Origin of the sequence: Intrasporangium sp. (assembly GCF_035688975.1) — a bacterium.
Lineage (GTDB): Bacteria > Actinomycetota > Actinomycetes > Actinomycetales > Dermatophilaceae > CALMNV01.
Genome location: NZ_DASSMH010000132.1, coordinates 17,878 through 41,930 on the forward strand (window position 1 = coordinate 17,878; position 24,053 = coordinate 41,930).

Here is a 24,053-nt window from a genome sequence, read left to right on the forward strand (position 1 = left end):
GGTGGACTCGCCGACCCCGCCCGGCGCCATGACCACGACGCTGGTCCTCGGCGGCGTCCGCAGCGGCAAGAGCCGGTATGCCGAGCAGCTGCTCAGCGCTCATCCGGTCGTCACCTACGTCGCCCCCGGCTACCCGGCCGCCGGCGCCGACCACGAGTGGGCGGCCCGCGTGGGGCGGCACCGCTCCCGACGACCGGCGGGATGGCTGACGGTCGAGACCGCCGACGTCGCCTCGGTCATCCGGGAGGCGAGCACTCCGCTGCTGGTGGACTGCCTCGGCATGTGGCTGACCCGGCTCATCGACGGCATCGGCGGGTGGGACACCCCGCAGGAGACGTCCCGGGCCGTCGAACGGGCGACCCGGGAGCTCGCCGACGCCTGGCGAGAGGCCCCGACCGACGTGGTCGCCGTCACCAACGAGGTCGGCCTCGGGGTCGTGCCGCCGGTCGCCTCCGGGCGCCTCTTCCGCGACGAGCTCGGCCGGCTCAACGCGACGATCGCGGCCATGAGCGACCAGGTCGCCCTCGTCGTCGCGGGCCGGGTCCTCGACCTCAGTGGCGCGGCCGTCGTCCTGCCGTGACCGCACGCCCGTCGGATCGAGACACGCCCGGTGGCAACGGCCTGCGGCTCGCGTTCGGCCTGCTCACCGCGGTCCGGGTGGGTCGGCTCCCCGCCGTCGACCGGCGCTCGGCGGGCGCGGCCATGCTCCTGGCGCCGATCACGGCAGGGCCGCTGCTGGGGCTGCTCTGGGTCGGGCACGCCGCGGTCCGGGCCGGCACCTCTGCGCTCCTGCTGTCCGGGCTCGTCGTGACGGCCGGGGTGCTCTACACCCGGGGCATGCACCTCGACGGCCTCGCGGACACCGCGGACGGGCTCTCGGCCGGGTATGACGCCGCCACGTCGCTGCGGGCGATGAAGGCCTCGGATGTCGGCCCCTCCGGGGTGGCGTCCGTGGTGCTCGCCCTGCTGCTGCAGGTGTCCGCACTGTCGGTGCTCCTGCCGACCGGCCCCGGGGCGGTGCTCGCCGGCGTGGCCCTGCTCGCGTCCCGGTCGACGTTGGCGTGGTCGTGCCGGCAAGGAGTTCCCGCTGCCCAGCCGCACGGCCTGGGTGCCCTCGTCGCCGGTTCCGTCGGGAGGGTCTCCTGCGGGCTGGCGATCCTCGTCCTGCTGCTCGGCTCGGCAGCCGTCGCTGCGGCGGCCGCCGCGGTGCTCGGTGCGGCCGCCGGCTGGGCGTCCTTGGGGGCGGTGCTCACCGGGGCGGCAGGACTGCTCGCCGCGCTCGCGCTGCGGCGGCGCTGCGTCCGGCGGCTGGGCGGCATCACCGGCGACGTGCTGGGCGCCGGCGTCGAGGTCGGCCTGACGGCTGCCCTCGTCGTGGCCGCCCTCCTGCAGCGCTGACCCAGCCGGTCACCCGCTCGGGAAGGTGCGCACCCGGCTCGAGACCGCGACGCCGACGACGGTCCCGACCGGTGGCGCCTCGGTCCCGACGACCCGAGCGCTGAGACCGACCTCGCCGAGGGCAGGGGCCTGCCCGCCGTCGGTGAGTGCGAGCGAGACGAGGGCGTCGTGCCCGAAGTAGGCCACCGACGTCACCCGCGCGGAGCGGCCCTCGGAGACGTCGACGAGGCGGACCTGCTCCGGGCGGATGAGGACGTCGACCGGTCCGACGCCGTGGGCGGGCCGGTGCACCGGGAGCCGCCCCAGGGCGCAGCTCACCGCGCCGCCCTCGAGCCGCCCGGGAAGGAAGACGGTGTCTCCGAGGAAGGAGGCCGACTGCGGGTCGGCGGGCGCCTCGTAGACGTGGGTCGGCGGACCCACCTGGGAGAAGCGCCCCTCGTGCATGATGGCGACCTGGTCGGCGAAGGAGAGCGCCTCCGCCTGGTCGTGGGTCACCAGGACGACGGTCACGCCCTCGTGGGCCAGGGCGGTCGCGACCGCGTCCCGCGTGGACGCACGCAGGCCGGCGTCGAGGGAGGAGAAGGGCTCGTCGAGGAGCACGACGGCCGGTCGACGGGCCAGGGCCCGGGCGAGGGCGACCCGTTGCTGCTGGCCGCCGGACAGCTGGTCGGGGTGGCGCTCCGCGAGCTCGGGGCGCAGGCCGACCAGCTCGAGCAGCTCGCCCACCCGGGCGCGCGCCCGGCGCTCGCGACGGGCCAGGCCGTAGACGACGTTCTCCGCGGCGCTGAGGTGGGGGAAGAGGTTGCCCTCCTGGGCGACGTAGCCAAGGCCCCGGCGCTCGGGCGCGACCCACACGCCGGCGTCCACGACCGTGCGGCCACCGATCTCCACCCGACCGGCGTCGGGCCTCTGGAAGCCGGCGACGACGCGGAGCAGGGTCGTCTTGCCGCACCCCGACGGGCCGAGGATCGCGGTGGTCGAGCCGGCGGCGACGTCGAGGTCGATGCCGCGCAGGACGGGCTCGCCCCGGTGGGACACGGAGATGCCGGAGATGCGCAGGGACGTCACGGCAGCTGTTCCTCCTCGCCACGGCGCAGCAGCAGGTAGGTCACGGGAGCGGAGACGAGGACCATGGCGGCGGCATACGGCGCCGCCCCCGCGTAGTCGAGCGACTCGCTCGCGCTCCAGAACGCCGTGGCGAGCGTCTCGGTCCCCGTCGGCGCCAGCAGCAGGGTAGCGGTGAGCTCGGTGGCGACGGCGATGAAGACGAGCGCGAAACCGGCCAGAACTCCCCGCAGAGTCAGGGGCAGCTGCACCCGCACGAACGTGCGCAGCGGCCCGTCGCCGAGGGACCGGGCGGTCTCGGCGAGCTCGGGAGGTGCATGGGCGATGGCCGCGCGGATGGCCACCGTCGCGCGGGGGAGGAAGAGGACTGTGTAGGCGATGACGAGCACGACGCTCGTCTGGTAGAGCGGCCGCGCGAAGCGGACCGCGAGGGTCACCAGCGCCAGCGCGACGACCACGCCGGGCAGCGACGACGCGACATAGATGGCTCGCTCCGCCGCGACGGCCAGCCACGTGCGCGAGCGCGCCACGAGCCAGGCGATGGGAAACGCCGCCACCGTGGCGAGCAGCGCCGCCACGAGGCCGAGGCGGACCGTGCCCCACAGCGTGCGCGCGAGCGAGGCGGCCTCCGCGTCGGCCCCGCCGGCGAGCAGCCAGCGCGCGAGGCTGACCGCCGGCACCCCGAGCGAGAGGAGCGTGAGAGCGGCGAGGGCCGCCACGGCGAGGGGGGCGGTGCGACCGAGCGGCGCGAGGACCTGGCGCCGGGCGGACCCGCGCGCGACGCGGGCGTGGCGGGCCGTGCCGCGCAGGAGCAGCTCGGCGGTGAGCAGGCCCAGGGCGATGGTCATCAGCAGGCAGGCCAGCAGGCTTCCGGCGGTGCTGTTGAACGCCACCTGGTACTGCTCGAGGATGGCGGTGGTGAACGTGGGAAAGCGCAGCATGGCGAGCACGCCGAACTCCGAGAGCAGGTGCAGGGCCACGAGCAGCATGCCGCCGAGGACGGCGGGGCGCAGCTGCGGCAGGACCGCCCGGCCGAACGCCCGCCACGGGCCGAGCCCCAGCGCCCGGGCGGTGTCCTCCAGCCCCGGGTCGAGTCCGCGCAGGACGGCGGAGACGGGCAGGAAGACGAAGGGGAAGTAGGACAGCGAGGTGACCACCACCGCACCGGCGAGCCCCTCCAGCTGCGGCCACACGGAGATCCAGGCGTAGCTGTTGACGAACGCGGGGACAGCGAGCGGGCAGACGAGGGCGACCCGCCAGAAGCCGGCGGCCGCAAGGGTCGTGCGCTCGACCAGCCAGGCCGCCCCGACCCCGACCGCCGTCGTGACCGCGACGGTGAGCACCACGAGGGCGGTGCTGTTGGCCAGCAGCTCCGCCACCCGCGGCCGCCACAGGACCTGCGCGACCTGGGCGGCCCCGGCGTCGGCGGCGCCCACCACCACGACGACCAGGGGCAGCGTGCAGAGCGCCGCGACGAGGAGGGCGGCGGCGCGGAGCGGGGCCGGCGCCGAGCGCGGGGCGTCACGGGCAGGACGGCCCACGCTAGAGGACGCCCGCCTCGGTCATGAGCTCGATGACCCGGGGGCCGTTGAGCGTGAAGGGGTCGATGTCCGGCGCCTGCAGGGACTCCAGGGGCTCGAGCGCGGGGTCGGAGCGGACGCCGACGCCGACGGCATACTCCTTGGCGTCGCTGCCGGCGAGCAGCTCCTGACCCTCCCTGCTCGTCACGAAGGCGAGGAACCGCCCCGCCTGCGCCGCCCGCTTGCTCGACTTCAGCACGCCCCCTCCGGAGAGGCTGACGAACGCGCCGGGGTCCTGGCCCCGGAAGTAGTGCAGGCGGGTGTGCTCGCTGCCGGCCTTGCTCTGCGCCTGGTCGCGATACCAGTAGTAGTGGTACATGATGCCGACGGGCACCTGACCGGAGTTGACCGCCTTCATGACGGCGATGTTGTTCTGGTAGATCTTGGCGCCGGACTTGAGCCCGGCGAGCCACGTGCGGGTCGTGTCCTCCCCGCGCGTCGCGAGCACCGCGGACACGATCGCCTGGAAGTCGGCGCCGCTCGCCGCGGCGCCCCAGCGGCCGGACCACTTCGGGTCCGCGAGGTCGAGGATCGAGCGGGGCAGCTGCGACTCCGAGATGACGCTCGGGTTGTAGACGAGCACCGTGGAGCGGGCGGCGATGCCCACCCATGCCTTCGTCGACGGCGCGTACCCGGGGCGCACCTGGGCGATGGTCGCCGGGTCGAGGGTGGCGAGCAGCCCGGCGTTCTGCACGGTCGTCATGGCCGGCGAGTTCTCGGTGAGGAAGACGTCCGCCGGGGACGTGGCACCCTCCTGCACGAGCTGGGCGCCCATGGCCGAGTCGCTGCCGTAGCGGATCTGGACCTCGACGCCGGTCTTGTCCGAGAAGGCCCGCGCCCACGCCTCGGTGAGGTTCTCGTGCTGCGCGCTGTAGATCGTCAGCTTGTCGGGGTCGAGCGTCTCCGCGGCCTTGAGGCTTCCTCCGCACGCGGAGAGGGTCAGCGTCACGAGGATGCCCGCCGCCGCGGTGAGCACGGTGAGCGCGGAGCGTCTGGACGTCACGAGGAGACTCCCTGGGCAGTAGGCAAGGCAAACCTAAGTCGGGGTCAGGCTACCCAACCAGGCTCCCGGAGCCGAATCGGCCCCCCGCCGCTTGCATTTGGTTAGGCTTACCTTATTGACTACGCCCGTGACGAGTCCGCCGATCGACCGCCCCACCACCCCCGTGGTCCCGCTGCCGTGGCTGCACGACCTCGCCCAGCACGGGGACCGGCCCGCCCTCGTCACGGGCGAGGCGACGGTCACCTACCGGGCCCTCGCCGCTCGGGTCGACGCCTTCGCCGGGCGGCTCGCCGGTGACCGGCGGCTCGTGCTCGTCGAGGCGCGCAACCGGGTCGAGACGGTCGTGGCCTATCTCGGCGCGCTCACGGCAGGACATGTCGTGGCCCTCGTCGACGAGCGTTCGGTCGCCCTGACCGCGGCACTGCGTCGCGTCTACGACCCGGATGTGGTCGTCGGCGCCGACGGCACCCCGGAGGTCCTGCGGGTCCGCTCCCGGCACGAGCTGCACCCCGAGCTCGCCCTGCTGCTCAGCACGAGCGGGTCCACGGGGTCGGGCAAGCTCGTGCGCCTCTCGTGGTCCAACCTCGCCGCCAACGCCGACCAGATCGCGCAGTACCTCGCCATCCGCGACAGCGACCGTGCGGCCACGACGCTCCCGCTCGGATACTGCTACGGCCTGTCCGTCCTGCACAGCCACCTCAGCCGGGGTGCGTCGCTGCTCCTGACCGAGCTGTCCGTCGTCGACGAGTGCTTCTGGACGCTCTTCCGCGAGGCGGGTGCCTCGACCTTCGCCGGGGTCCCGCACACCTTCGAGCTGCTCGAGCGGGTGGGCTTCGAGCGGATGGACCTGCCGCGGCTGCGCTACGTGACCCAGGCGGGCGGGCGCATGGACGCCGGTCGGGTCCGGCACTGGGCCGGCGTCGGACGGCGGCGTGGCTGGGACCTCTTCGTGATGTACGGCCAGACGGAGGCGACCGCCCGGATGGCCTACCTCCCGCCGGACCTGGCCCTGGAGCACCCGGAGTCGGTCGGCGTGCCGGTGCCGGGTGGCGACCTGGCCGTCGAGGACGGCGAGCTCGTCTACCGCGGACCCAACGTCATGCTCGGCTACGCCACCTCGGCCGCCGACCTCGCGTCCGGGCGGACCGTGCAGAGCCTGCGGACCGGTGACCTCGGCCGGCGGACCGACGACGGGCTCTACGAGGTCCTCGGACGGCGTGCCCGCTTCGTCAAGGTGCTCGGCCACCGCATCGACCTCGACATGGTGGAAGGCACGGTGCGGGCCGAGGGCATCGACGTCCGGTGCTCGGGCGAGGACGGCCTGGTCGTCGCCACCGTGCGCCCGGGTGCCCGGACCCCCGCACGGGGCCTGGCGCGCCAGGCCCGGGACCGGGTGGCCGCGGCCTCGTCCTGCCCGCGCCACGCCGTCCGGGCCGTCGTGGTCGACGAGCACCCGATGCTGCCCACCGGCAAGCCCGACTACCGCGCCATCACCCGGCTGGCCCCGCAGCCGGCCGAGGCCGCGGATGCCCCCGGCGCCGCGGGCTCCGTGGCGCAGCTGTATGCCGCGCTGCTCGGCCGGGCGGACGTGGGGCCGGGGTCGACGTTCGTCTCGCTCGGCGGTGACTCGCTCTCCTACGTCGAGGTCTCCATCCGGCTCGAGGAGCGGCTGGGACGGCTGCCCCCGTCCTGGCACCTCGCGACCGTGGAGGAGCTCGAGCGAGAGGTACCGCCTCCCGCGCACGAGGAGCGGGCGGGGTGGCAGGCAGGGTGGCGCGCACGGCATACCGTCGAGACCGGGATCTGGCTGCGGGCGCTGGCCATCGTCCTCATCGTCGGCACCCATGCCGGCGTCTTCTCCCTGCAGGGCACGGCGCACGCCCTGCTCGTCCTCGCGGGATACCACCTCGTCCGCTTCCAGCTGGCCCACCCGGGTGCCCGGGCCAGGGTCACGCGGGCCCTGCGCGGGGTCGCCCGCGTCGCCGCCCCGGCCCTGCTCGTCATCTCCGCGGCGCACTTCCTCGGTGGCTACTACGAGACCCGCAACCTCTTCCTGCTCAACTGGGCGCTCGGGCAGGCGCAGCTCGGCCCTCCGTGGCGGTTCTGGTTCATCGAGGCCCTGGTCCTCGCCCTCGCGGTCACAGCGGGCCTCTGCGCCGTCCCCCCCTTCAACCGCGCCGAGCGCCGGTTCCCCTTCGCCGTGCCCCTGGCGCTCACCACGGTGTCGTTCACCCTCCGCCTCGACCTCTTCGAGCTGCCGACGCCGAGGATGCAGGGCTCCGCCCTCGTCGTGCTCTTCCTCTTCTTCCTCGGCTGGACCGCCGCCCGCGCGAGCACGCACCGCCACCGCGTCGTGGTGACCGTCGTCGCGGTCGCGACGGTCGGGACCTTCTCCGGCAACCCGGCCCGCGACCTGCTCTCGCTGTCCGTGGTGCTCCTCGTGGTGTGGAAGCCCGTCTCCCGGGTGCCGGCACTCCTCCTGCCCGCGGTGCGGGTGCTCGCCGCGAGCTCGCTCTACATCTACGTCATCCACTGGCAGGTCCTCGAGGGCCTCTGGGGCGCACCGCTGCCCGCGACGGCCGGCTCCCTCCTCGCGGGCATCGCCTACTGGTGGGTGTGGACGAGGCTCGGGCGCGCCCTCTCTGCCCGGTCCTGGGCGGTATGCCGCCGGGTGGCGATGCGCCGGCCCTAGCGTTTCCGCAGGCTGCCCGAGCCGGAGATGTCCTGGGTGACGCGGGGGTCCCCGGAGTAGGTGACGGTGCCGCTCCCGCTGACCTCGGCGCGCAGGCGCTCCCGGACCGCCAGGTCGGCGCTGCCGCTGCCGGACAGCTGCACCGAGGCGGTCGTCGAGGCCAGGCGCCCGCCCTCGTACCGGCCCGAGCCGGAGACCGACACGTCCTGGGTCTCGACTGCCCCGTCCACGCTGACCGTCCCGGAGCCGCTGATCTCCACCTCGAGCCGCGGCGTCCGGACCGCTGTCGCGGCCACGCTCCCCGACCCGGAGACGGCCACCCCGGTGAGGTCCTTCATCGTCACGTCGTACGTGATCGGCTGCGTCGGACGCAGCACGGCCCCCGACCGGGTCTCGAGGCGGAGCGTGCCGTCGGAGACGTCGCTGGTGAGCAGCGGCAGGAGGTTGGTCTCGGCGGTGATCGACAACGACTCGGAATCCCCTTGGCGGACCCGCACGTCGCCGATGCCGCTCAGCTCGACCCGCGAGAACCCGCGCACCTCGCGCGACTCCGTGAGGACCCGCCCGGAGCCGATCGTGCTCGAGCACGACGCGACCAGGACCGCGGCGACGAGCGCGCCCACGAGCGAGGTCGCCCAGCGTGGGGCCTCGGCCTTCCGGGGAGCCGCCACACCGCGGCATACAGTGTCGGCATGACCGCGCCCACCACCGTCTCGACGAGCCCGACGACGAGCTACCGGCTCACCCAGTTCGCCCACGGCGGCGGCTGCGCGTGCAAGATCCCGCCGGGCGAGCTCGAGGACGTGGTCCGGGGCCTCGTCGGGGTCCCGTCGCCCGAGCTCGTCGTGGGCCTCGACGACGGTGACGACGCGGCCGCGGTCCGGCTTGAGGGCGACACCGTCGTCCTCGCGACGGCCGACTTCTTCACCCCGGTCGTCGACGACCCGTACGACTGGGGCCGCATCGCGGCCGCGAACGCGCTCTCGGACATCTACGCCATGGGTGGCCGGCCGATCGTCGCCGTCAACCTGCTCGGTTGGCCTCGGGACGTCCTGCCGGCCGACCTCGTCCGCGAGGTGCTGCGCGGTGGACTCGACGTCGCCCGCGAGGCAGGCTGCCCCGTCGCCGGCGGTCACAGCATCGACGACCCGGAGCCGAAGTACGGCATGGCGGTGACCGGCGTGGCCGACGCCCGGCGGCTGCTGCGCAACGACGCCGCGCGGGCCGGTCAGGCGCTGTCGCTGACCAAGCCGCTCGGCCTGGGGGTGCTCGCCAACCGGCACAAGGCGACGGGTGAGGTGTTCCCCGAGGCCGTCGCCACGATGGTGACGCTCAACCGCGACGCGGCGGCGCAGGCTCTCGACGCGGGCATCGAGGCGGCCACGGACGTCACGGGCTTCGGCCTGCTGGGCCACCTCTACAAGGTAGCGCGCGCCTCCGGCGTCAGCGTCGTCGTCGAGGCGGCCGCGGTGCCCTACCTGGCGGGAGCGCGCGAGTCCCTCGCCGAGGGCTACGTCCCCGGCGGCAGCCGGCGCAACCTCGACTGGGTCAGGCCCCACCTCGACGCTGCCGCCGGCGAGGACGAGCTGCTCCTTCTCGCCGACGCCCAGACGAGCGGGGGGCTGCTCGTCGCGGGTGAGATCCCGGCGGGCGTGGTCATCGGCGAGTTCGTCCCCCGCGGTGAGGCGGTCGTGCTCGTCCGCTGAGCCACCAGCGCCACCGGCAGGGTCACCAGCGCGGGTGGACGGCGGCCCGGAAGCGCTCGTCGTAGATCCGGCGCACGTGCGCGTCGAAGCCGTCGGGCAGAGCCGGGACGCGGCCGGCCGCGGCGTTCGAGCGCGCCTGCTCGACGTTGCGGGCGCCCGGGATGACCGTCGAGACCTCGGGGTGCTGCCAGATCCAGGCGATCGCCGCCTGGGCCACCGTCGTGCCCGTCGGCGCCTGCGCCTCGACGAGCTCGGCGAACTCCCGGGCAGCCGCGACGCCGGTCGCGAAGTCGACTCCGGAGAAGGTCTCGCCGACGTCGAAGGCGCTGCCGTCCCGGTTGTAGCTGCGGTGGTCGTCGGGTGCGAAGGTCGTGCTCGCGTCGTACCTGCCCGACAGGAGCCCGGACGCCAGCGGCACCCGGGCGATGATGCCGACCCCGGCGGCCGCGGCCGCGGGCAGGACCGTGTCGAAGGGCTTGAGCCGGAAGGCGTTGAGGATGATCTGCACGGTGGCGACGCCGGGTCGGCGGATGGCCGCGAGGGCCTCCTCGACGGTCTCGACGCTCACGCCGTAGCCGGCGATGGCGCCGTCCGCGACGAGCGTGTCGAGCGCGTCGAAGACGGCGTCGTCGGCATACACCGCGGTGGGCGGGCAGTGCAGCTGCACGAGGTCGAGCCGGTCGACGCCGAGGTTGCGCCGGGACCGGTCCGTCCAGGAGCGGAAGTTGGGCAGGACGTAGCTCTCCGGCACCTGCGGCGCGCGGCGACCCATCTTCGTGGCCACGACGAGACCGTCGGCGCCACCGCGCTCGCGGAGGAAGCGTCCGATGAGCCGCTCGCTGCGGCCGTCGCCGTAGACGTCCGCCGTGTCGAGGAACGTCACGCCCTCCTCCACGGAGGCGCCGAGGACGGCGAGCGCGTCCTCCTCCGACACCCCGCCCCAGTCGGCGCCCAGCTGCCACGTCCCGAGCCCGACGACCGAGACCTGACGGCCCGCCCGACCCAGCGTGCGTTCCTCCATACGACCACCTCTCCAACGACCGCGCCGACCCCACAGTCTGCCTCACGGTCCGCTCCGCCGGGGAACACGCCGGGGCCCGGGCCGTGTCGGCCCGGGCCCCGGCACTGCAGGGGGTCGCCTCGGTCAGCGGACCCTGATGAGCAGCTCGGGCGAGGTGCTCGGCAGGGTGATGCCGTCGCCGTTGTAGACGGCCGTCATGGTGTGCGACCCACGCGGCTGCGGGCCGACCCGCAGCACGGCCTTGCCCCCGGAGACCGGCGCCGTGCCGAGGACGGTGCCGTTGTCCTTGAAGCTCACCGTGCCCGTCGCGATGGACGGGGACACCGTGGCCGTGAGGATCGGCCGACCACCGAAGGGGAAGCTGAACGCGGTCGTGCTGAGCGTCGTCGTCGACGTCGCCCTGACGGTGACGACCTGGCCCCGCAGCCCGTTGGTGTTGAGGTGGTGCAGGAGCAGCAGCCCCGCGGGCTTGTCGCTGACATACGACGCGTCGTCGCGCCGCACGGTCAGGGTCGTCCCCGAGCCGCTCGGGTTGAGCAGCGTGCCCCAGGGGCCGTATGCCGTCAGGGCCGGCGAACCGACCGTGATCGTCATGGGCGCCGTGGGGGAGCCGAGGGCGTCCACCTGCCCGCCGCTGCCGAACGACGTGACCCAGTAGCGCACCTTGGCCTTGCCGTCCGTGATGAGGCCCTCCCGCTGGAGGACGCCCACCGAGACGGGAAGCGCCATCGCGTCGCTGTTGAACAGGTCGGTGTCGACCGACCCGTCCACGCCGTTGATGAGCTGGTCGTCGAGCACGGTCCCCACGCGGCCGGGCCGCAGGTCGACGAGCTCGGACAGGAAGTAGTCGAAGAAGCCCGTCGTCACCACGCGGGTGTTGTAGACGACCGCGTCGGCCGTGCCGTCACCGTTGGTGTCGAGGGACACGTCGAACTCGCTGTTGAAGGCCGGGGTGCGCCACGGCCCGTGCGCCACGATCCCGAAGGACAGCGTGGCGGCGCCGAGGGCGTCCACCGTCGGCGCGTCCGAGGCGGCACCGACGTAGCGCAGGTCCGCGGACCGGTTGTCGCTCGTGGCGACGCACCCGGTGACCTTAGTCGGGGAGCAGGCCGGCAACGCCGGGCTCGTGCCCTGCAGCTGGAAGGCCGAGACCCTCGACTCGTACCGGACCGTCCCCGTGCCCTGGGCGACGCCGACGCCCGCGAGCCGCAGGCTGCCGGTCTTCACGGGGCCCGTGCCGGTCACGGTGGCGGACGCCGGGGCGGCGAGCTTCGAGGCCGGCCGCGGCGCGGACCACACCGGCACCCGCAGCGCCCCACCGGGGGTGTCGCCCACCGGGGTCAGCACCATCCGGCCGCTGGCGTCGGTGCGCAGGCTCCGCTTGATCCCGATGCGGAGCGGGTCGGTCGAGGTCGTCGGGTCGGCGACGGCGCGCAGCGCGGACCGCGTGATGGTGGCGGTCACCTTGACGTTGGCCTTCCCGCCCGGAGGCAGGGTGAGCTCGTTGGGGCTGAACGAGTACGTCACGCCCGGCGTCGGGTGCGCCGGCTGGTAGGCGATCGTGTAGGACGCCGATCCGACCGGGCGCTTGTTGACCACGGCCACGGTCTTGGTCAGGGTCGTCGTCTCCTCCGTCACCGCGACCGGACCGAAGGACACGCTGACGGCGCCCGCGTCTTCCTGGACATACGCGAGCGACGTCGTCGCCACCGCCTGGTCCGCGACGACCCGGCCCGAGCCGACCCGCTCAGGACCGTAGACGGCGCCGGTGTGGTTGGGGCCGAGGAAGACGTCCTGGGTGGCGGTGTTCATGATCGCCGCCTTGACCTCCTCGACGGTCCAGCCCGAGTGGGCGCCGCGCACGAGCGCGGCCTCACCGGCCACGTGCGGGGAGGCCATGGAGGTGCCGCTCAAGGAGGTGCCTTCGTTGCCGGTGCCGACCGCGACCGAGAAGGTGGTCACCCCGGGAGCTGCGACGTCCGGCTTGACGCCCCCGGCCACGCCGACACCGCGCGAGGAGAACCCCGCGAGCTGGTCCACCGCAGCCCGGTTGCGCAGCTGCACCGAGTTGCGCAGCGCGTTGGTCAGGGTGGCGCGCACCTCGACGGGGGTGGCGGCCTCCAGCTTGCCCCGGATCGCCTTCGTGGCCTGGTTGATCGTGAGCATCGCGGGGAGATCGGTGTCGCCCGTGATGCCGGCCGAGAAGGAGTTGACGTCGCTGCCGAGGATGGCCCCGACCGCGCCCGCCTCGCGGGCCCGCGCGGTGCGGGTGGCCGAGCCGCATCGGCGTCCCTCGCCGTCGAGCCACATCTGCAGGACGATCTTGCCCTTGACCTTGGCCGCGTCGGCGACCGAGTAGGTGGAGCAGCCGTCGATGTTGTTGGTGTCCGACGGCGCCTTGGACCAGTCCCCGACCTCGACGACCGGGGTGTTGGTGACCCCGGGCTTGGTGGCCCAGTCGTAGGCGACGGACTTCATCGCGGCGAAGACGTTGTCCCGCTTGCCGTCGATGGTGTCGGCCGGCTCGATGCCGGGCGGCGTGTCGACCTTGAGCCCGTCGAGGACGTCGTTGCCGTCGTCGGACGCCGCGACGGCCAGCGCGCGGGTCGCGTTGCCCGGGGAGCCGCCGACCTCGTAGACGTCTCCGGAGTTGCCGATGGAGGCGACGACGACGGTGCCGAGGGCGGCCAGGTTGTTGGAGGCGGTCGCGTCCGGGTCCTGGGGCGATCCGAAGCTCGACCCGAGCGACATGTTGACCACGTCGAGGTGGTCGGAGACGTCACCGTCGCCGTTGGGGTCGGCCGCCCAGTCCAGCGCCTGGGTCACCACGTTCGTCGACCCTTCGCAGCCGAAGACCTTGAGGGCGTAGAGAAGGGCGTTCGGGGCCACGCCGGGACCGATGCGCAGGCTCGCCGGGTCGATGTCGACGGCGTAGCCACCGCGGTAGGTGGCGCCCGTGCTCGTCACTCCGAAGCCCGCGGCGGTGCCGGCGACGTGCGATCCGTGGCCGTTGCAGTCGAGCGGGTTCGGGTCGGGGTCCGGCAGCGCACCGATGTCGGCGTCGTAGGCGTCGCCGGCGAAGTCGTATCCGCCGACGACCTTCGGGGTCCGGGTGAAGGTGGGGGAGGCCTTGGCGGCGGCGAAGGCGGCAGCGGTCCCGGGGCCGCCGAAGTCCGCGTGCGTGTAGTCGATGCCGGTGTCGATGATGCCGACGCGGACGTTCTGACCGGTCTGCCCACGGGCCTTCCAGGCCTTGGGCGCGCCGATGAGCGGCACCGACGAGCTGTTGGACGTCTTCTTGGGGATGAGGCGGTGCACCGCCCGGACTCCCGGGAGTGCGGCCAGGGCGGCGAGGCGGGCGGCGTCGGTGCGCACGGCCACTCCCGCGTAGGCCGCGTGTGCGCGGTAGAGCGTCTGCGCCGCGGTGGCGGGCGCAGCGAAGCGCGCCTCGACGCTCGCCTGCGCGCGCTTGACCGCGGCGGTCTGGCTGCGGGCGGCCGCCGCCGCGGCGGAGGCACCACGCGCCCGAGCCAGGCCGAAGGCCTGGGACGCCGGCGCCACGTCGAGCTCGATCATGACGTCGACCCGGCCCTTCGCGGCGGCGAGGGCGGAGTCCACCTTGCCCGAGCCGGAGCGGACGGTGCCGAGCCCGACGGAACCGGCGCCGTGCACGCCGTCCGGGACCTGCTGCCGGCCGGGCTGCTGCGTGGCCGCGGTGGGACTGGCCGACACCGGCGCGGCCCCCACGGTGGCGGCGACGAGCGCGGAGATGGCCCCGACGCCGACTGCCGCGACGAGGCCACGCCCTCGGCGTGGCCCTGAGTTGCGATTCGACACTGAAATCCTCCTCGGGCGGCGTCCCGACCATGGCCCCGGCCCCGTGCCTTCCGAGGTCGTGGAGGACCCGCGCCTCCACTGGTTGCCGCGCCGTCTGCGAACCTAGCCCCCGGCGGAGGGAGAACTGGCGAAAACGGATAACTTGACGGTCCGGCGAGTCGCCGGATGTCACCGCTCGTCGATCATGACCTCGATCTTGTAGTCCTGGGCCCGGTAGCAGTGGTCGCCGTACTCCACGGGGTTGCCGACCGCGTCGAAGGCGCTGCGGGTCATCGTGAGGACCGGCTGCGTCGAGCGCAGGCCGAGCAGCCTGCGCTCGGTCGCGGTCGGCATGCGCGCGCCGATGGTCTGGTGCGCGACGACCGGACGGACACCGCGTTCGCGCAGGAGCTCGTAGAGGCCGTGGTCGACGAGCTCGTCCGCGGTGATGTCGCCGAGCTGGGGCGGCAGCCAGTTGTGCATGACGGCGAGGGGCAGCTCCCCGGCATGCCGCAGCCGGACGACGGACAGCAGGGGAGTGTCCGGCGCGAGCGCGAGCGCGGACGCCGCAGCCTCGTCGCAGACGACCTCGTGGGAGAGGACCGTCGTGCGGGGGGCGGTCCCGTGCTCTCGCGTCAGGTCGTCGAAGAGGCTTGTCAGCTCGGCGCGGCGGTGGATCTGCCGCCGCGCGACGGTGGTGCCAAGACCCCGACGGCGCAGGAGCAGCCCCTGGCTGACCAGCTCGTGGATGGCCCGTCGGACGGTGGGGCGGGACAGCCCGATCCGGTCGGCCAGGGCGATCTCGTTCTCGAACGCGTCCCCGGGCTGGAGGGCGCCGTCGCTGATGGCGGCGCTCAGCTGCTCGGCGAGCTGGTGGTAGAGCGGGATCGGCGAGTCCCGGTCGATGCGCACGTCCAGCTGCTTCGCCATGCGTAGCAGGGTATCGGGCCGGGTGTCAGATGGATAGGACGTCCGAATGTAAGAACAAATGGTTGACAGGACGGCCGGTCGCCGTCAGGCTGGTCTGCAGTTGTCCACCGCGGGGCCGTCAGGGCCCGTGCGACCCGACGAGACGGAGCCGCCGTGAGGATCACCATCCCGCCGCTTGAGGAACGCGTTGCCGGTGCCCCCATTTCCTGGGGGGTGTCCGAGGTGCCCGGCTGGGGCTGGCAGTACGACGCGGCCACCGTGCTGCGCCAGATGGGCGACCTCGGCCTGGCCGCGACGGAGTTCGGCCCCGAGGGCTTCCTCCCGTCCCGGCCGGAGGAGCTCGTCAGGACGCTCGCGGCCTATGAGCTGCGGGCCGTCGGCCAGTTCGTGCCGGTGGTGCTCCACGACGGCGGCCACGACCCGCTGCCCGAGCTCCGCTCGACCATGGACGCCCTCGTCGCCGCCGGCGCCTCGACCCTCGTGCTCGCAGCGGCGACCGGGCAGGAGGGCTACGACGAGCGCCCCGTCCTCGACGACGCGGGCTGGGACACCTTGCTGCGCAACCTCGACCGCATCGCCGCCGCGGCTGCCGAGGCCGGCCTCGTGGCCACCCTGCACCCCCACGTGGGGACCATGGTCGAGAGCGGTGCCGACGCCGACCGGGTCCTCGCCGGCAGCGGCATCGGGCTCTGCCTCGACACCGGGCACCTGCTGATCGGTGGGGGGGACCCCGTGGCGGTCGCCCGCAGCCACCCGCACCGCATCGCGCACGTGCACCTCAAGGACGTCCGCCGCGACGTCGCCGACCGCGTCCGCTCCGGTGAGCTGACCTACACCGAGGGCGTGCGGGCGGGCATGTACGTCGCCCTCGGCGAGGGCGACGTCGACGTCGACGCCATCGTCACCACCCTCGAGGACGAGGGGTATGCCGGCTGGTACGTCCTCGAGCAGGACACCGTCCTCGCGGGAGACCCCGGAGGCGGTGGTCCCGTCGAGGACGTCCGCACGAGCCTCTACCACCTCCTCGGCCTCGCCGCCCAGCGCTCCGGTGTGGGGATCTGACGTGGCACCCACCTCGACCGACACGGCATACGACGTCGTCGCCATCGGACGCACGGGCGTCGACATCTACCCGCTCCAGCACGGCGTCGGGCTCGAGCACGTCGACACCTTCCAGAAGTTCCTCGGCGGCAGCGCCACCAACGTGGCCGTCGCCGCGGCCCGGCACGGCCGTCGCGTGGCCCTCATCACCCGCACCGGGGGCGACTCCTTCGGACGCTACATCCACCTGGCGCTGCGCGACTTCGGGGTCGACGACCGGTTCGTCTCCGCCGTCGACGGCCCGCCGACCCCGGTGACCTTCTGCGAGGTCTACCCGCCCGACGACTTCCCGCTCTACTTCTACCGCTACCCCACGGCGCCGGACCTGCTCATCGAGGCCGAGGAGCTGCCCCTCGAGGCGATCCGCGAGGCCGGCATCTTCTGGGCCACGGTGACCGGGCTGTCCCAGGAGCCGAGCCGCACCGCGCACTTCGCCGCCTGGCGGGCCCGCGAGCGTCGGCAGCACACCGTGCTCGACCTCGACTACCGGCCGATGTTCTGGGCCGACCGGGCCGACGCGAGCGCCCAGGTGGAGCGGGCCCTCGAGCAGGTCACCGTCGCCGTCGGCAACCGGGAGGAGTGCGAGGTGGCCGTGGGGGAGAGCGACCCGCAGCGGGCCGCGGATGCCCTCCTCGAGCGCGGCGTCGAGATCGCCGTCGTCAAGCAGGGCCCCAAGGGGGTGCTCGCCGCGACGCGCGACGAGCGCGTCGAGGTGCCGCCCTTCCCGGTGGAGGTCGTCAACGGCCTGGGCGCCGGGGACGCCTTCGGCGGGGCCCTCTGTCACGGCCTGCTGAGCGGCTGGGACCTGCGCCGCGTGCTCGAGTTCGCCAACGTCGCGGGGGCGCTCGTCGCCGCCAAGCTCGAGTGCTCCACCGCCATGCCCACGACGGCAGAGGTCGAGCAGCGGCTCGCCCACCGCGTCGCCGTGCCGGCCGCCGAGGAGGCGCGATGACCACCGACCTGACCGTGTCCGTTGCCGGGCTCACGGACATCCGGGTGCGCGAGCCGCAGCGGATCGCCGAGAGCTGGCGCTCCCGCCGCCGCCGCGACCTCGTCGGCGCGGACGGGCGCCTGCTCATCGTCGCGGCCGACCACCCCGCCCGGGGAGCGCTCGGGGTGCGCGGCGGCGCGACCGCCATGGCCAGCCGCAGCGACCTGCTCGAGCGTCTCGCGGTGGCGGTCTCCCGACCCGGCGTCGACGGCGTCCTCGGCACGCCGGACATCCTCGACGACCTCCTGCTCCTCGGCGTGCTCGAGGGCAAGGTGGTGATCGGGTCGATGAACCGCGGTGGGCTGCAGGGCGCCACCTTCGAGCTCGACGACCGGTTCACGGCATACGGCGCCCGTGACATCGCCGAGTGCGGGCTCGACGGCGGCAAGATGCTCACCCGCATCTGCCTCGACGACCCGGGCACCGCGTCGACGCTGGAGGCCAGCGCCCACGCCGTCACCGAGCTCGCCCGGCTCGGGGTGATGGCCATGGTCGAGCCCTTCCTGTCGGTGTGGAACGACGGCCGGGTCCTGAACCTGCTCGACCCCGACTCGACCATCAAGTCGATCCACATCGCGGCCGGGCTCGGCGCGTCGAGCGCCCACACCTGGCTCAAGCTGCCCGTCGTCGACGAGCTCGAGCGGGTCATGGACGCGACGACCCTGCCGACGCTGCTGCTCGGTGGCGACCCGCAGGGTCACCCCGACGACACGTATGCCGCCTGGGGCCGGGCGCTGCGACTGCCGCCCGTGCGGGGGCTCGTCGTCGGCCGGGCGCTGCTCTACCCGCCGGACGGCGACGTCGCCTCCGCCGTCGACGTGGCCGCCGGGCTCGTGCACGGGAACGCCTCGTGACCGACAACGCGCGGTGGGTCCGGCCGCTCGGGACGGCCGGAGGGGACGGCTGGGACGTGGCGATCAGCCCCGACGACGAGGGCTGGGAGCACACGGGCCTGTATGCCGGGTGGCTGGCCGACGGGGAGACGCGGTCGCTGGAGACCGGGGACGGGGAGGTGGTCGTCGTCCCGCTGTCCGGTGCGGTCGGCGTCACGTGCGTCGACACATCAGGCGAGAAGCACGAGGCCGAGCTGGCCGGCCGGCCCTCGGTCTTCGCCGGGCCCACGGACGTCGCCTACGTGCCCCGGGGGGCCGAGCTGTCGCTGTCCGGCCGGGGCGCCGCTCGGGTCGCGCTGGTGTGGGCCCGGACGACGTCGGAGCGCGCGCTGTCCTTCCGGCACGTCGGCGCCGACGAGGTGCCGGTCGAGCTCCGCGGTGCGGGCCAGTCGAGCCGCGAGGTGCGCAACTTCGGCACCCCGGGCGTCCTCGACGCCGACTCGCTCATCGCCTGCGAGGTCATCACCCCCGCCGGCAACTGGAGCTCGTGGCCCCCGCACAAGCACGACGAGGAGCGCCCCGGGCTCGAGACCCAGCTCGAGGAGATCTACTACTTCGAGCTGGCCCCCGAGGCGGGCGCTCCTGAGGGCAGCGGCACGGATCCCGTTGGGTACCAGCGGGTCTACGGCACCAAGGGGCGTCCCATCGACGTGCTCGCCGAGGTCCGCACCGGTGACGTCGTCCTCGTGCCGCACGGGTGGCACGGGCCCGCCATGGCCGCCCCGGGCTACGACCTCTACTACCTCAACGTCATGGCCGGGCCCGGCCGCGAGCGCGCCTGGCTCATCTGCGACGACCCCGCCCATGCCTGGGTGCGCGGGACCTGGGCCGCCCAGCACCTCGACCCACGACTTCCGCTCGGAGGCCATCGATGACCCACCAGACCATGCGACTGACCGTCGCCCAGGCCGTGATCCGCTTCCTCGCCCACCAGTGGAGCGAGCGGGACGGCCAGCGGCAGAAGCTCTTCGCCGGGTGCTTCGGCATCTTCGGCCACGGCAACGTGGCCGGGATCGGGCAGGCGCTGCTGCAGAACGAGCTCGAGGCCGACGCCACGGAGCGGCTGCCCTACGTCCTCGCCCGCAACGAGCAGGCCATGGTGCACACGTCCGTCGCGTACGCCCGGCAGAAGGACCGCCTGCAGACGTGGGCGTGCACCGCCTCCGTCGGCCCCGGCTCGACGAACATGCTCACCGGGGCCGCCCTCGCGACGGTCAACCGGATCCCCGTCCTGCTCCTGCCCTCGGGCACCTTCGCGACCCGCGTGTCCGCCCCGGTGCTCCAGGAGCTCGAGCAGCCCTATGCCGCCGACGTCACGGTCAACGACGCCTTCCGCCCGCTCTCGCGCTTCTTCGACCGGGTCGACCGGCCGGAGCAGCTCGCCTCGGCGCTGCTCGGCGCCATGCGCGTCCTCACCGACCCGGTGGAGACCGGGGCGGTCACGATCGCCCTGCCGCAGGACGTGCAGGCGGAGGCCTTCGACTGGCCGGTCGAGCTCTTCGCCGACCGGGTGTGGCGGGTCGCCCGCCCGGTGCCGGAGCAGGTCGACGTCGACGACGCGGCCGCGCTCATCCGCTCCGCGACGCGCCCGATGATCGTGGCCGGGGGAGGCGTGCACTACTCCGGCGCCGAGGAGGCGCTGCGCGTGCTCTGCGAGCGGACCGGCATACCGGTCGGGGAGAGCCAGGCGGGCAAGGGCTCGCTGCCCCACGGGCACTCGCAGCAGATGGGCGCCATCGGCTCGACCGGGACGTCGGCCGCCAACGCCCTTGCGGCGCAGGCCGACGTCGTCATCGGCGTGGGCACGCGGTGGAGCGACTTCACGACGGCGTCGCGGACCGCCTTCCAGGCCGAGGGCGTGCGCTTCGTCAACATCAACGTCGCCCGCTTCGACGCCGGCAAGCACGCCGGGCTGCCCGTGGTGGCCGACGCCCGCGAGGCACTCACCGCCCTCACCGACGCCCTGACCGGGTATGCCGTCGAGCCCGCCTACCGGGAGCGGCAGGCCGCGCTCTGGGCCGAGTGGGACGCGCACGTCGAGGCGGCCTACCACCCGTCCGCCGAGGTCACCGGCGCGCTGGCGGACGGCCTGCTCACGCAGGGCGAGGTCCTCGGCGCCGTCAACGAGCTGAGCGACCCCCGCGACGTCGTCCTGTGCGCCGCCGGGTCGATGCCCGGCGACCTGCACAAGCTGTGGCGGGTGCGCGACCGCAAGGCCTACCACGTCGAGTACGGCTTCTCGTGCATGGGCTACGAAGTCCCCGCCTCGCTCGGCATCCGGCTCGCCCACCCTGACCGCGACGTCTTCGCCATGGTGGGCGACGGCGGATACCTCATGATGCCAACGGAGCTCGTGACGGCGGTCCAGGAGCGGCTCAAGGTCATCGTCGTGCTGGTCCAGAACCACGGCTTCCACTCCATCGGCTCCCTCTCGGAGTCGCTCGGCTCCCAGCGCTTCGGCACGAAGTACCGCTTCCGTGACGCCTCGACCGGAAGGCTCGAGGGGGAGCGGCTGCCCGTCGACCTCGCCGCCAACGCACGCAGCCTCGGGGCACACGTCATCGAGGTGCACTCCCGGCACGAGCTGGAGCAGGCGATCAAGGAGGCGAAGGCGGCGCCCGCCGACGGCGGTCCCGTCGTCATCCACGTCGAGACGGACCCGACGGTCTACGCGCCCGACGGCCACGGCTGGTGGGACGTCCCCGTCAGCGCCGTGTCCGAGCTCGACTCCACGCGGACGGCATACGCCGAGTACGTCTCCCGCAAGGCCGCCCAGCGACCGCTGGTCGCTCCCGCAAACCAGATTCCCTGACCCGGTGCGCATCCCGCGACCCGGCACATCCATCCCGTCTCAAGGGTGAGACGGACCGAAAGGCAGGACCCGCAATGATCCGCACCACCTCCCGTGCAGCTCTCGTCACCGTCGGCGCCACGGCCGTGCTCGCGCTCACCGCCTGCTCCTCCTCGGGCGGCAAGACGACCACCGCCGACGCCGGCGCCGGCAACGCCGGCAAGGCCAGCACCCCCGCGATGAAGTTCGCCATGATCACGCACGCGCCGCAGGGTGACACCTTCTTCGACATCATCCGCAAGGGCGCCGACGCGGCGGCGGGCAAGGACAACGTCACCTACGAGTACTCCGCGAGCAGCAACCCGTCGGAGCAGTCCAAGCTCATCCAGGCCGCCATCGACAAGAAGCCGGACGGCATCGCGGTCTCCATCCCCAACACCGGCGCGGTCAAGGACGTCCTCGCCAAGGCCACCGCCGCGGGCATTCCCGTGGTCATGTTCAACGCCGGCGCCAAGGACTGGAAGAGCCTCGGCGCGCTGATGTACTACGGCCAGGACGAGAGCGTCGCCGGCGAGGCCGCCGGCAAGCGGCTCGCCGACGAGGGCGCCAAGAAGGTGCTGTGCGTGGAGCAGGAGCAGGGCCAGTCCCAGCTGGAGGCCCGCTGCGACGGGATGGCCAAGGGGATGACCGGCGGCACCGTCGAGAAGCTCTACGTCGAGGGCACGAACATGCCCGACGTGCAGACGAAGATCACCGGCAAGCTCGCCGACAAGTCGATCGACCGCGTCGTCACGCTCGGCGCGCCGTTCGCGCTGACCGCCGTCAAGTCCATCAAGGAGTCCGGCTCGTCCGCCAAGCTGGCGACCTTCGACACGAACGCCCAGCTCGTGGCGGCCCTCGCCGCCGGCGACGTCCAGTGGGCCGTCGACCAGCAGCCCTACATGCAGGGCTACATGGCCATCGACTCGCTGTGGTTCTACAAGACCAACGGCAACATCCTCGGCGGCGGGGACATCGTCCTCACCGGTCCGTCGTTCGTCGACAAGACCAACGTCGACAAGGTCAACGAGTACGCCAAGCGTGGGACGCGGTGAGCTGACATGAGCACCACAGTCACGGCGCCGAAGCAGGAGACGGGGCGGGATGACCGGGTTGCTCACCGGTCGCTCGCCGCGACCCTGCTGAGCCGTCCCGAGGTCGGCTCCCTCATCGGCGCGGTCGTCATCGCCGTGCTCTTCGTCGCCGTCGCCCCGAGCTTCCGGGGGGCCGGGGCCGTCGGCACGATCCTCTACAACTCGGCGACGATCGGGATGATGGCGGTCCCCGTCGCCCTGCTCATGATCGGCGGCGAGTTCGACCTCTCCGCCGGGGTCGCGGTCACCACGTCCGGGCTGTCGGCCGCGCTGCTGTCGTGGAACTTCGGGCTCAACGTCTGGGTCGGCGTGCTGTTCGCCCTGGTCGTCTCGCTCGGCATCGGCGCCTTCAACGGGTGGCTCCTGAACAAGACAGGACTACCGAGCTTCCTCGTCACGCTGGGCACCTTCTTCGCCCTGTCCGGGGCGAACCTCGGTGTCACCCGACTCGTGTCCGGGACCGTCGCCTCCACGCCGCTCGACGACATGGACGGCTACTCGACGGCCAAGGCGGTCTTCGCGTCCGAGTTCACCGTCGGCTCGATCAACCTCAAGATCCCGATCCTCTACTGGCTGATCTTCACCCTCGTGGCGACCTACCTCCTGCTGCGCACGCGCATCGGCAACTGGATCTTCGCCGTGGGCGGCGACGACAAGGCCGCCCGGGCCGTCGGCGTGCCGGTCAAGGGCGTGCGCATCGGCCTCTTCATGGCGGTGGGCTTCTGCGCCTGGTTCTCCGGCATGCACCTGCTGTTCCAGTACGACAGCATCCAGTCGGGCGAGGGCGTCGGCAAGGAGTTCATCTTCATCATCGCCGCGGTCATCGGCGGCTGCCTCCTCACCGGCGGCTACGGCTCCGTCGTCGGGGCGTCGGTCGGCGCGCTGATCTTCGGCATGACCCAGCTCGGCATCACGTATGCCGGGTGGAACCCCGACTGGTTCAAGACGTTCCTCGGCGTGATGCTCCTGCTCGCCACGATCGTCAACTCCTACGTCAAGCGGAAGGCAGACGCCCGATGAGCACCACGACGCTCGACCGCTCGGTCGACAGGCCCGACCACCCCGACACCCCCATCCTCGAGATGGAGGACGTCGGTAAGAGCTACGGCAACGTCAACGCCCTGCGCGGTGTCTCGCTCAAGGTCCGCCAGGGGGAGGTCACCTGCGTGCTCGGCGACAACGGGGCCGGCAAGTCGACGCTGATCAAGATCATGGCGGGGCTGCACGACTACACCGAAGGCGTCATGCGCCTCAACGGCATACAGCGCAACTTCGGCTCCCCACGGGTCGCCCAGGCGTCGGGCATCGCCACCGTCTACCAGGACCTCGCGCTCGCGCCCCTGATGTCGGTCTGGCGCAACTTCTTCCTGGGCAACGAGCTGCGCCGGGGACTGCTGCGCAGCCTCGACATCGACACGATGAAGCGCATCTGCGGGGAGGAGCTGACGAAGATGGGCATCGTCATCCCCGACCTCGAGCGTCCCGTCGGGAGCCTCTCCGGCGGGCAACGCCAGTGCATCGCCATCGCCCGGGCCATCTACTTCGGCGCGAAGGTCATCATCCTCGACGAGCCCACCGCGGCCCTCGGCGTCAAGCAGTCCGGGGTCGTGCTCAAGTACGTCGTCAAGGCCCGAGACGCGGGCCTCGGGGTCGTCTTCATCACCCACAACCCGCACCACGCCTTCCTCGTCGGCAACCACTTCGTCATCCTCAAGCTGGGCCGCGTCGTCCTCGACGCACACCGCGACGAGCTGACGCTGGACCAGCTGACGGCCGAGATGGCCGGGGGCAACGAGCTGGCCGAGCTGAGCCACGAGCTCCGCGGGATCGACCCTGCCAAGGTCGTCGACCCCGAGCACCCCGAGGCCGAGCTCGCCGGCCCGGGCAAGCCCCATGCCGACCACGTCACCAGCAGCGACAAGGAGTAGCAGCC

At 73.1% G+C, this 24,053-nt stretch carries 19 protein-coding genes; 12 read left to right on the forward strand and 7 right to left on the reverse strand.

All coding sequences use genetic code 11. From position 1 onward, the window contains the following. The first annotated feature begins 1 nt into the window (after position 1). The gene (locus VFJ94_RS14095; protein ID WP_325004854.1) at positions 2 to 580 is read left to right on the forward strand and encodes a bifunctional adenosylcobinamide kinase/adenosylcobinamide-phosphate guanylyltransferase; all 579 of its coding nucleotides are present in this window, start codon (positions 2 to 4) and stop codon (positions 578 to 580) included. After that, a complete protein-coding gene (locus VFJ94_RS14100) occupies positions 577 to 1,398 on the forward strand; it encodes an adenosylcobinamide-GDP ribazoletransferase (protein ID WP_325004855.1) in 822 nt (273 codons plus the stop codon). The genes VFJ94_RS14095 and VFJ94_RS14100 overlap by 4 nt, the downstream gene beginning before the upstream one ends. A gap of 9 nt (positions 1,399 to 1,407) precedes the next feature. Here VFJ94_RS14100 and VFJ94_RS14105 read toward each other — a convergent pair whose 3' ends face one another. Genes VFJ94_RS14105 through VFJ94_RS14115 form a run of 3 tightly spaced genes read right to left on the reverse strand, consistent with a single transcriptional unit; the run spans position 1,408 to position 5,046 of the window. Next, positions 1,408 to 2,466, reverse strand: coding sequence for an ABC transporter ATP-binding protein (locus VFJ94_RS14105; protein WP_325004856.1), 1,059 nt, complete (start codon positions 2,464 to 2,466; stop codon positions 1,408 to 1,410). After that, on the reverse strand, positions 2,463 to 4,004 hold the full coding sequence (locus VFJ94_RS14110) for an iron ABC transporter permease (RefSeq protein ID WP_325004857.1): 1,542 nt from the start codon (positions 4,002 to 4,004) through the stop codon (positions 2,463 to 2,465). Before VFJ94_RS14110 ends, VFJ94_RS14105 begins: the two co-directional genes overlap by 4 nt. A 1-nt stretch (position 4,005) precedes the next feature. After that, positions 4,006 to 5,046: an iron ABC transporter substrate-binding protein gene (locus VFJ94_RS14115; RefSeq protein WP_325004858.1), complete on the reverse strand. Its 1,041-nt coding sequence runs from the start codon at positions 5,044 to 5,046 to the stop codon at positions 4,006 to 4,008. 127 nt (positions 5,047 to 5,173) lie between these two features. Here VFJ94_RS14115 and VFJ94_RS14120 point away from each other — a divergent pair, with 127 nt between their 5' ends. Then, complete coding sequence (locus tag VFJ94_RS14120) at positions 5,174 to 7,738, forward strand: AMP-binding protein (protein ID WP_325004859.1); 2,565 nt, start codon at positions 5,174 to 5,176, stop codon at positions 7,736 to 7,738. Here the strand turns inward: VFJ94_RS14120 and VFJ94_RS14125 are convergent. After that, positions 7,735 to 8,409: a head GIN domain-containing protein gene (locus tag VFJ94_RS14125; RefSeq protein WP_325004860.1), complete on the reverse strand. Its 675-nt coding sequence runs from the start codon at positions 8,407 to 8,409 to the stop codon at positions 7,735 to 7,737. The genes VFJ94_RS14120 and VFJ94_RS14125 overlap by 4 nt on opposite strands. Positions 8,410 to 8,430: 21 nt before the next feature. Here VFJ94_RS14125 and selD point away from each other — a divergent pair, with 21 nt between their 5' ends. Then, positions 8,431 to 9,444 carry a selenide, water dikinase SelD gene (gene selD, locus VFJ94_RS14130; RefSeq protein WP_325004861.1) on the forward strand — a complete coding sequence of 338 codons (1,014 nt, stop codon included), beginning with the start codon at positions 8,431 to 8,433 and terminating at the stop codon, positions 9,442 to 9,444. 22 nt (positions 9,445 to 9,466) lie between these two features. On the opposite strand, the gene VFJ94_RS14135 is transcribed toward selD, so the two are convergent. The 3 genes from VFJ94_RS14135 to VFJ94_RS14145 form a co-directional block, all read right to left on the reverse strand. Then, the gene (locus tag VFJ94_RS14135; protein WP_325004862.1) at positions 9,467 to 10,465 is read right to left on the reverse strand and encodes an aldo/keto reductase; all 999 of its coding nucleotides are present in this window, start codon (positions 10,463 to 10,465) and stop codon (positions 9,467 to 9,469) included. A gap of 123 nt (positions 10,466 to 10,588) precedes the next feature. Further along, complete coding sequence (locus VFJ94_RS14140; RefSeq protein WP_325004863.1) at positions 10,589 to 14,302, reverse strand: S8 family serine peptidase; 3,714 nt, start codon at positions 14,300 to 14,302, stop codon at positions 10,589 to 10,591. A gap of 168 nt (positions 14,303 to 14,470) precedes the next feature. Beyond that, the gene (locus tag VFJ94_RS14145; RefSeq protein WP_325004864.1) at positions 14,471 to 15,211 is read right to left on the reverse strand and encodes a GntR family transcriptional regulator; all 741 of its coding nucleotides are present in this window, start codon (positions 15,209 to 15,211) and stop codon (positions 14,471 to 14,473) included. 153 nt (positions 15,212 to 15,364) lie between these two features. On the opposite strand from VFJ94_RS14145, the gene VFJ94_RS14150 reads away from it, so the two are divergent. The 8 genes from VFJ94_RS14150 (at position 15,365) to VFJ94_RS14185 (ending at position 24,048) form a co-directional block, all read left to right on the forward strand. Beyond that, positions 15,365 to 16,273 (forward strand): TIM barrel protein, encoded by a 909-nt coding sequence (locus tag VFJ94_RS14150; protein ID WP_325004865.1) that lies wholly within the window; start codon positions 15,365 to 15,367, stop codon positions 16,271 to 16,273. A 1-nt stretch (position 16,274) separates the two neighbouring features. Beyond that, on the forward strand, positions 16,275 to 17,264 hold the full coding sequence (gene iolC, locus VFJ94_RS14155) for a 5-dehydro-2-deoxygluconokinase (protein ID WP_325004866.1): 990 nt from the start codon (positions 16,275 to 16,277) through the stop codon (positions 17,262 to 17,264). Further along, entirely contained in the window at positions 17,261 to 18,157 is an 897-nt protein-coding gene (locus VFJ94_RS14160; protein WP_325004867.1) for a Cgl0159 family (beta/alpha)8-fold protein, read from the forward strand. The genes iolC and VFJ94_RS14160 overlap by 4 nt, the downstream gene beginning before the upstream one ends. Then, complete coding sequence (gene iolB, locus VFJ94_RS14165; RefSeq protein ID WP_325004868.1) at positions 18,154 to 19,071, forward strand: 5-deoxy-glucuronate isomerase; 918 nt, start codon at positions 18,154 to 18,156, stop codon at positions 19,069 to 19,071. Before VFJ94_RS14160 ends, iolB begins: the two co-directional genes overlap by 4 nt. Next, positions 19,068 to 21,008, forward strand: a complete 1,941-nt coding sequence (iolD, locus tag VFJ94_RS14170; RefSeq protein WP_325004869.1) for a 3D-(3,5/4)-trihydroxycyclohexane-1,2-dione acylhydrolase (decyclizing) — start codon at positions 19,068 to 19,070, stop codon at positions 21,006 to 21,008. The genes iolB and iolD overlap by 4 nt, the downstream gene beginning before the upstream one ends. Before the next feature lie 74 nt (positions 21,009 to 21,082). Further along, positions 21,083 to 22,081 (forward strand): substrate-binding domain-containing protein, encoded by a 999-nt coding sequence (locus tag VFJ94_RS14175; RefSeq protein WP_325004870.1) that lies wholly within the window; start codon positions 21,083 to 21,085, stop codon positions 22,079 to 22,081. A gap of 6 nt (positions 22,082 to 22,087) precedes the next feature. After that, positions 22,088 to 23,140, forward strand: a complete 1,053-nt coding sequence (locus tag VFJ94_RS14180; protein WP_325004871.1) for an ABC transporter permease — start codon at positions 22,088 to 22,090, stop codon at positions 23,138 to 23,140. Then, positions 23,137 to 24,048 carry an ATP-binding cassette domain-containing protein gene (locus tag VFJ94_RS14185; RefSeq protein ID WP_325004872.1) on the forward strand — a complete coding sequence of 304 codons (912 nt, stop codon included), beginning with the start codon at positions 23,137 to 23,139 and terminating at the stop codon, positions 24,046 to 24,048. Before VFJ94_RS14180 ends, VFJ94_RS14185 begins: the two co-directional genes overlap by 4 nt. Positions 24,049 to 24,053 lie beyond the last annotated feature (5 nt).

What these genes read in the sequence shown, in the direction of transcription:
- selD (WP_325004861.1), top strand. Translation starts at nt 8,431, where the DNA reads ATGACCGCGCCCACCACCGTCTCGACGAGCCCGACGACGAGCTACCGG.
- VFJ94_RS14135 (WP_325004862.1), bottom strand. Translation starts at nt 10,465, where the DNA reads ATGGAGGAACGCACGCTGGGTCGGGCGGGCCGTCAGGTCTCGGTCGTC.
- VFJ94_RS14145 (WP_325004864.1), bottom strand. Translation starts at nt 15,211, where the DNA reads ATGGCGAAGCAGCTGGACGTGCGCATCGACCGGGACTCGCCGATCCCG.
- VFJ94_RS14160 (WP_325004867.1), top strand. Translation starts at nt 17,261, where the DNA reads ATGACCACCGACCTGACCGTGTCCGTTGCCGGGCTCACGGACATCCGG.
- iolD (WP_325004869.1), top strand. Translation starts at nt 19,068, where the DNA reads ATGACCCACCAGACCATGCGACTGACCGTCGCCCAGGCCGTGATCCGC.
- VFJ94_RS14175 (WP_325004870.1), top strand. Translation starts at nt 21,083, where the DNA reads ATGATCCGCACCACCTCCCGTGCAGCTCTCGTCACCGTCGGCGCCACG.
- VFJ94_RS14180 (WP_325004871.1), top strand. Translation starts at nt 22,088, where the DNA reads ATGAGCACCACAGTCACGGCGCCGAAGCAGGAGACGGGGCGGGATGAC.
- VFJ94_RS14185 (WP_325004872.1), top strand. Translation starts at nt 23,137, where the DNA reads ATGAGCACCACGACGCTCGACCGCTCGGTCGACAGGCCCGACCACCCC.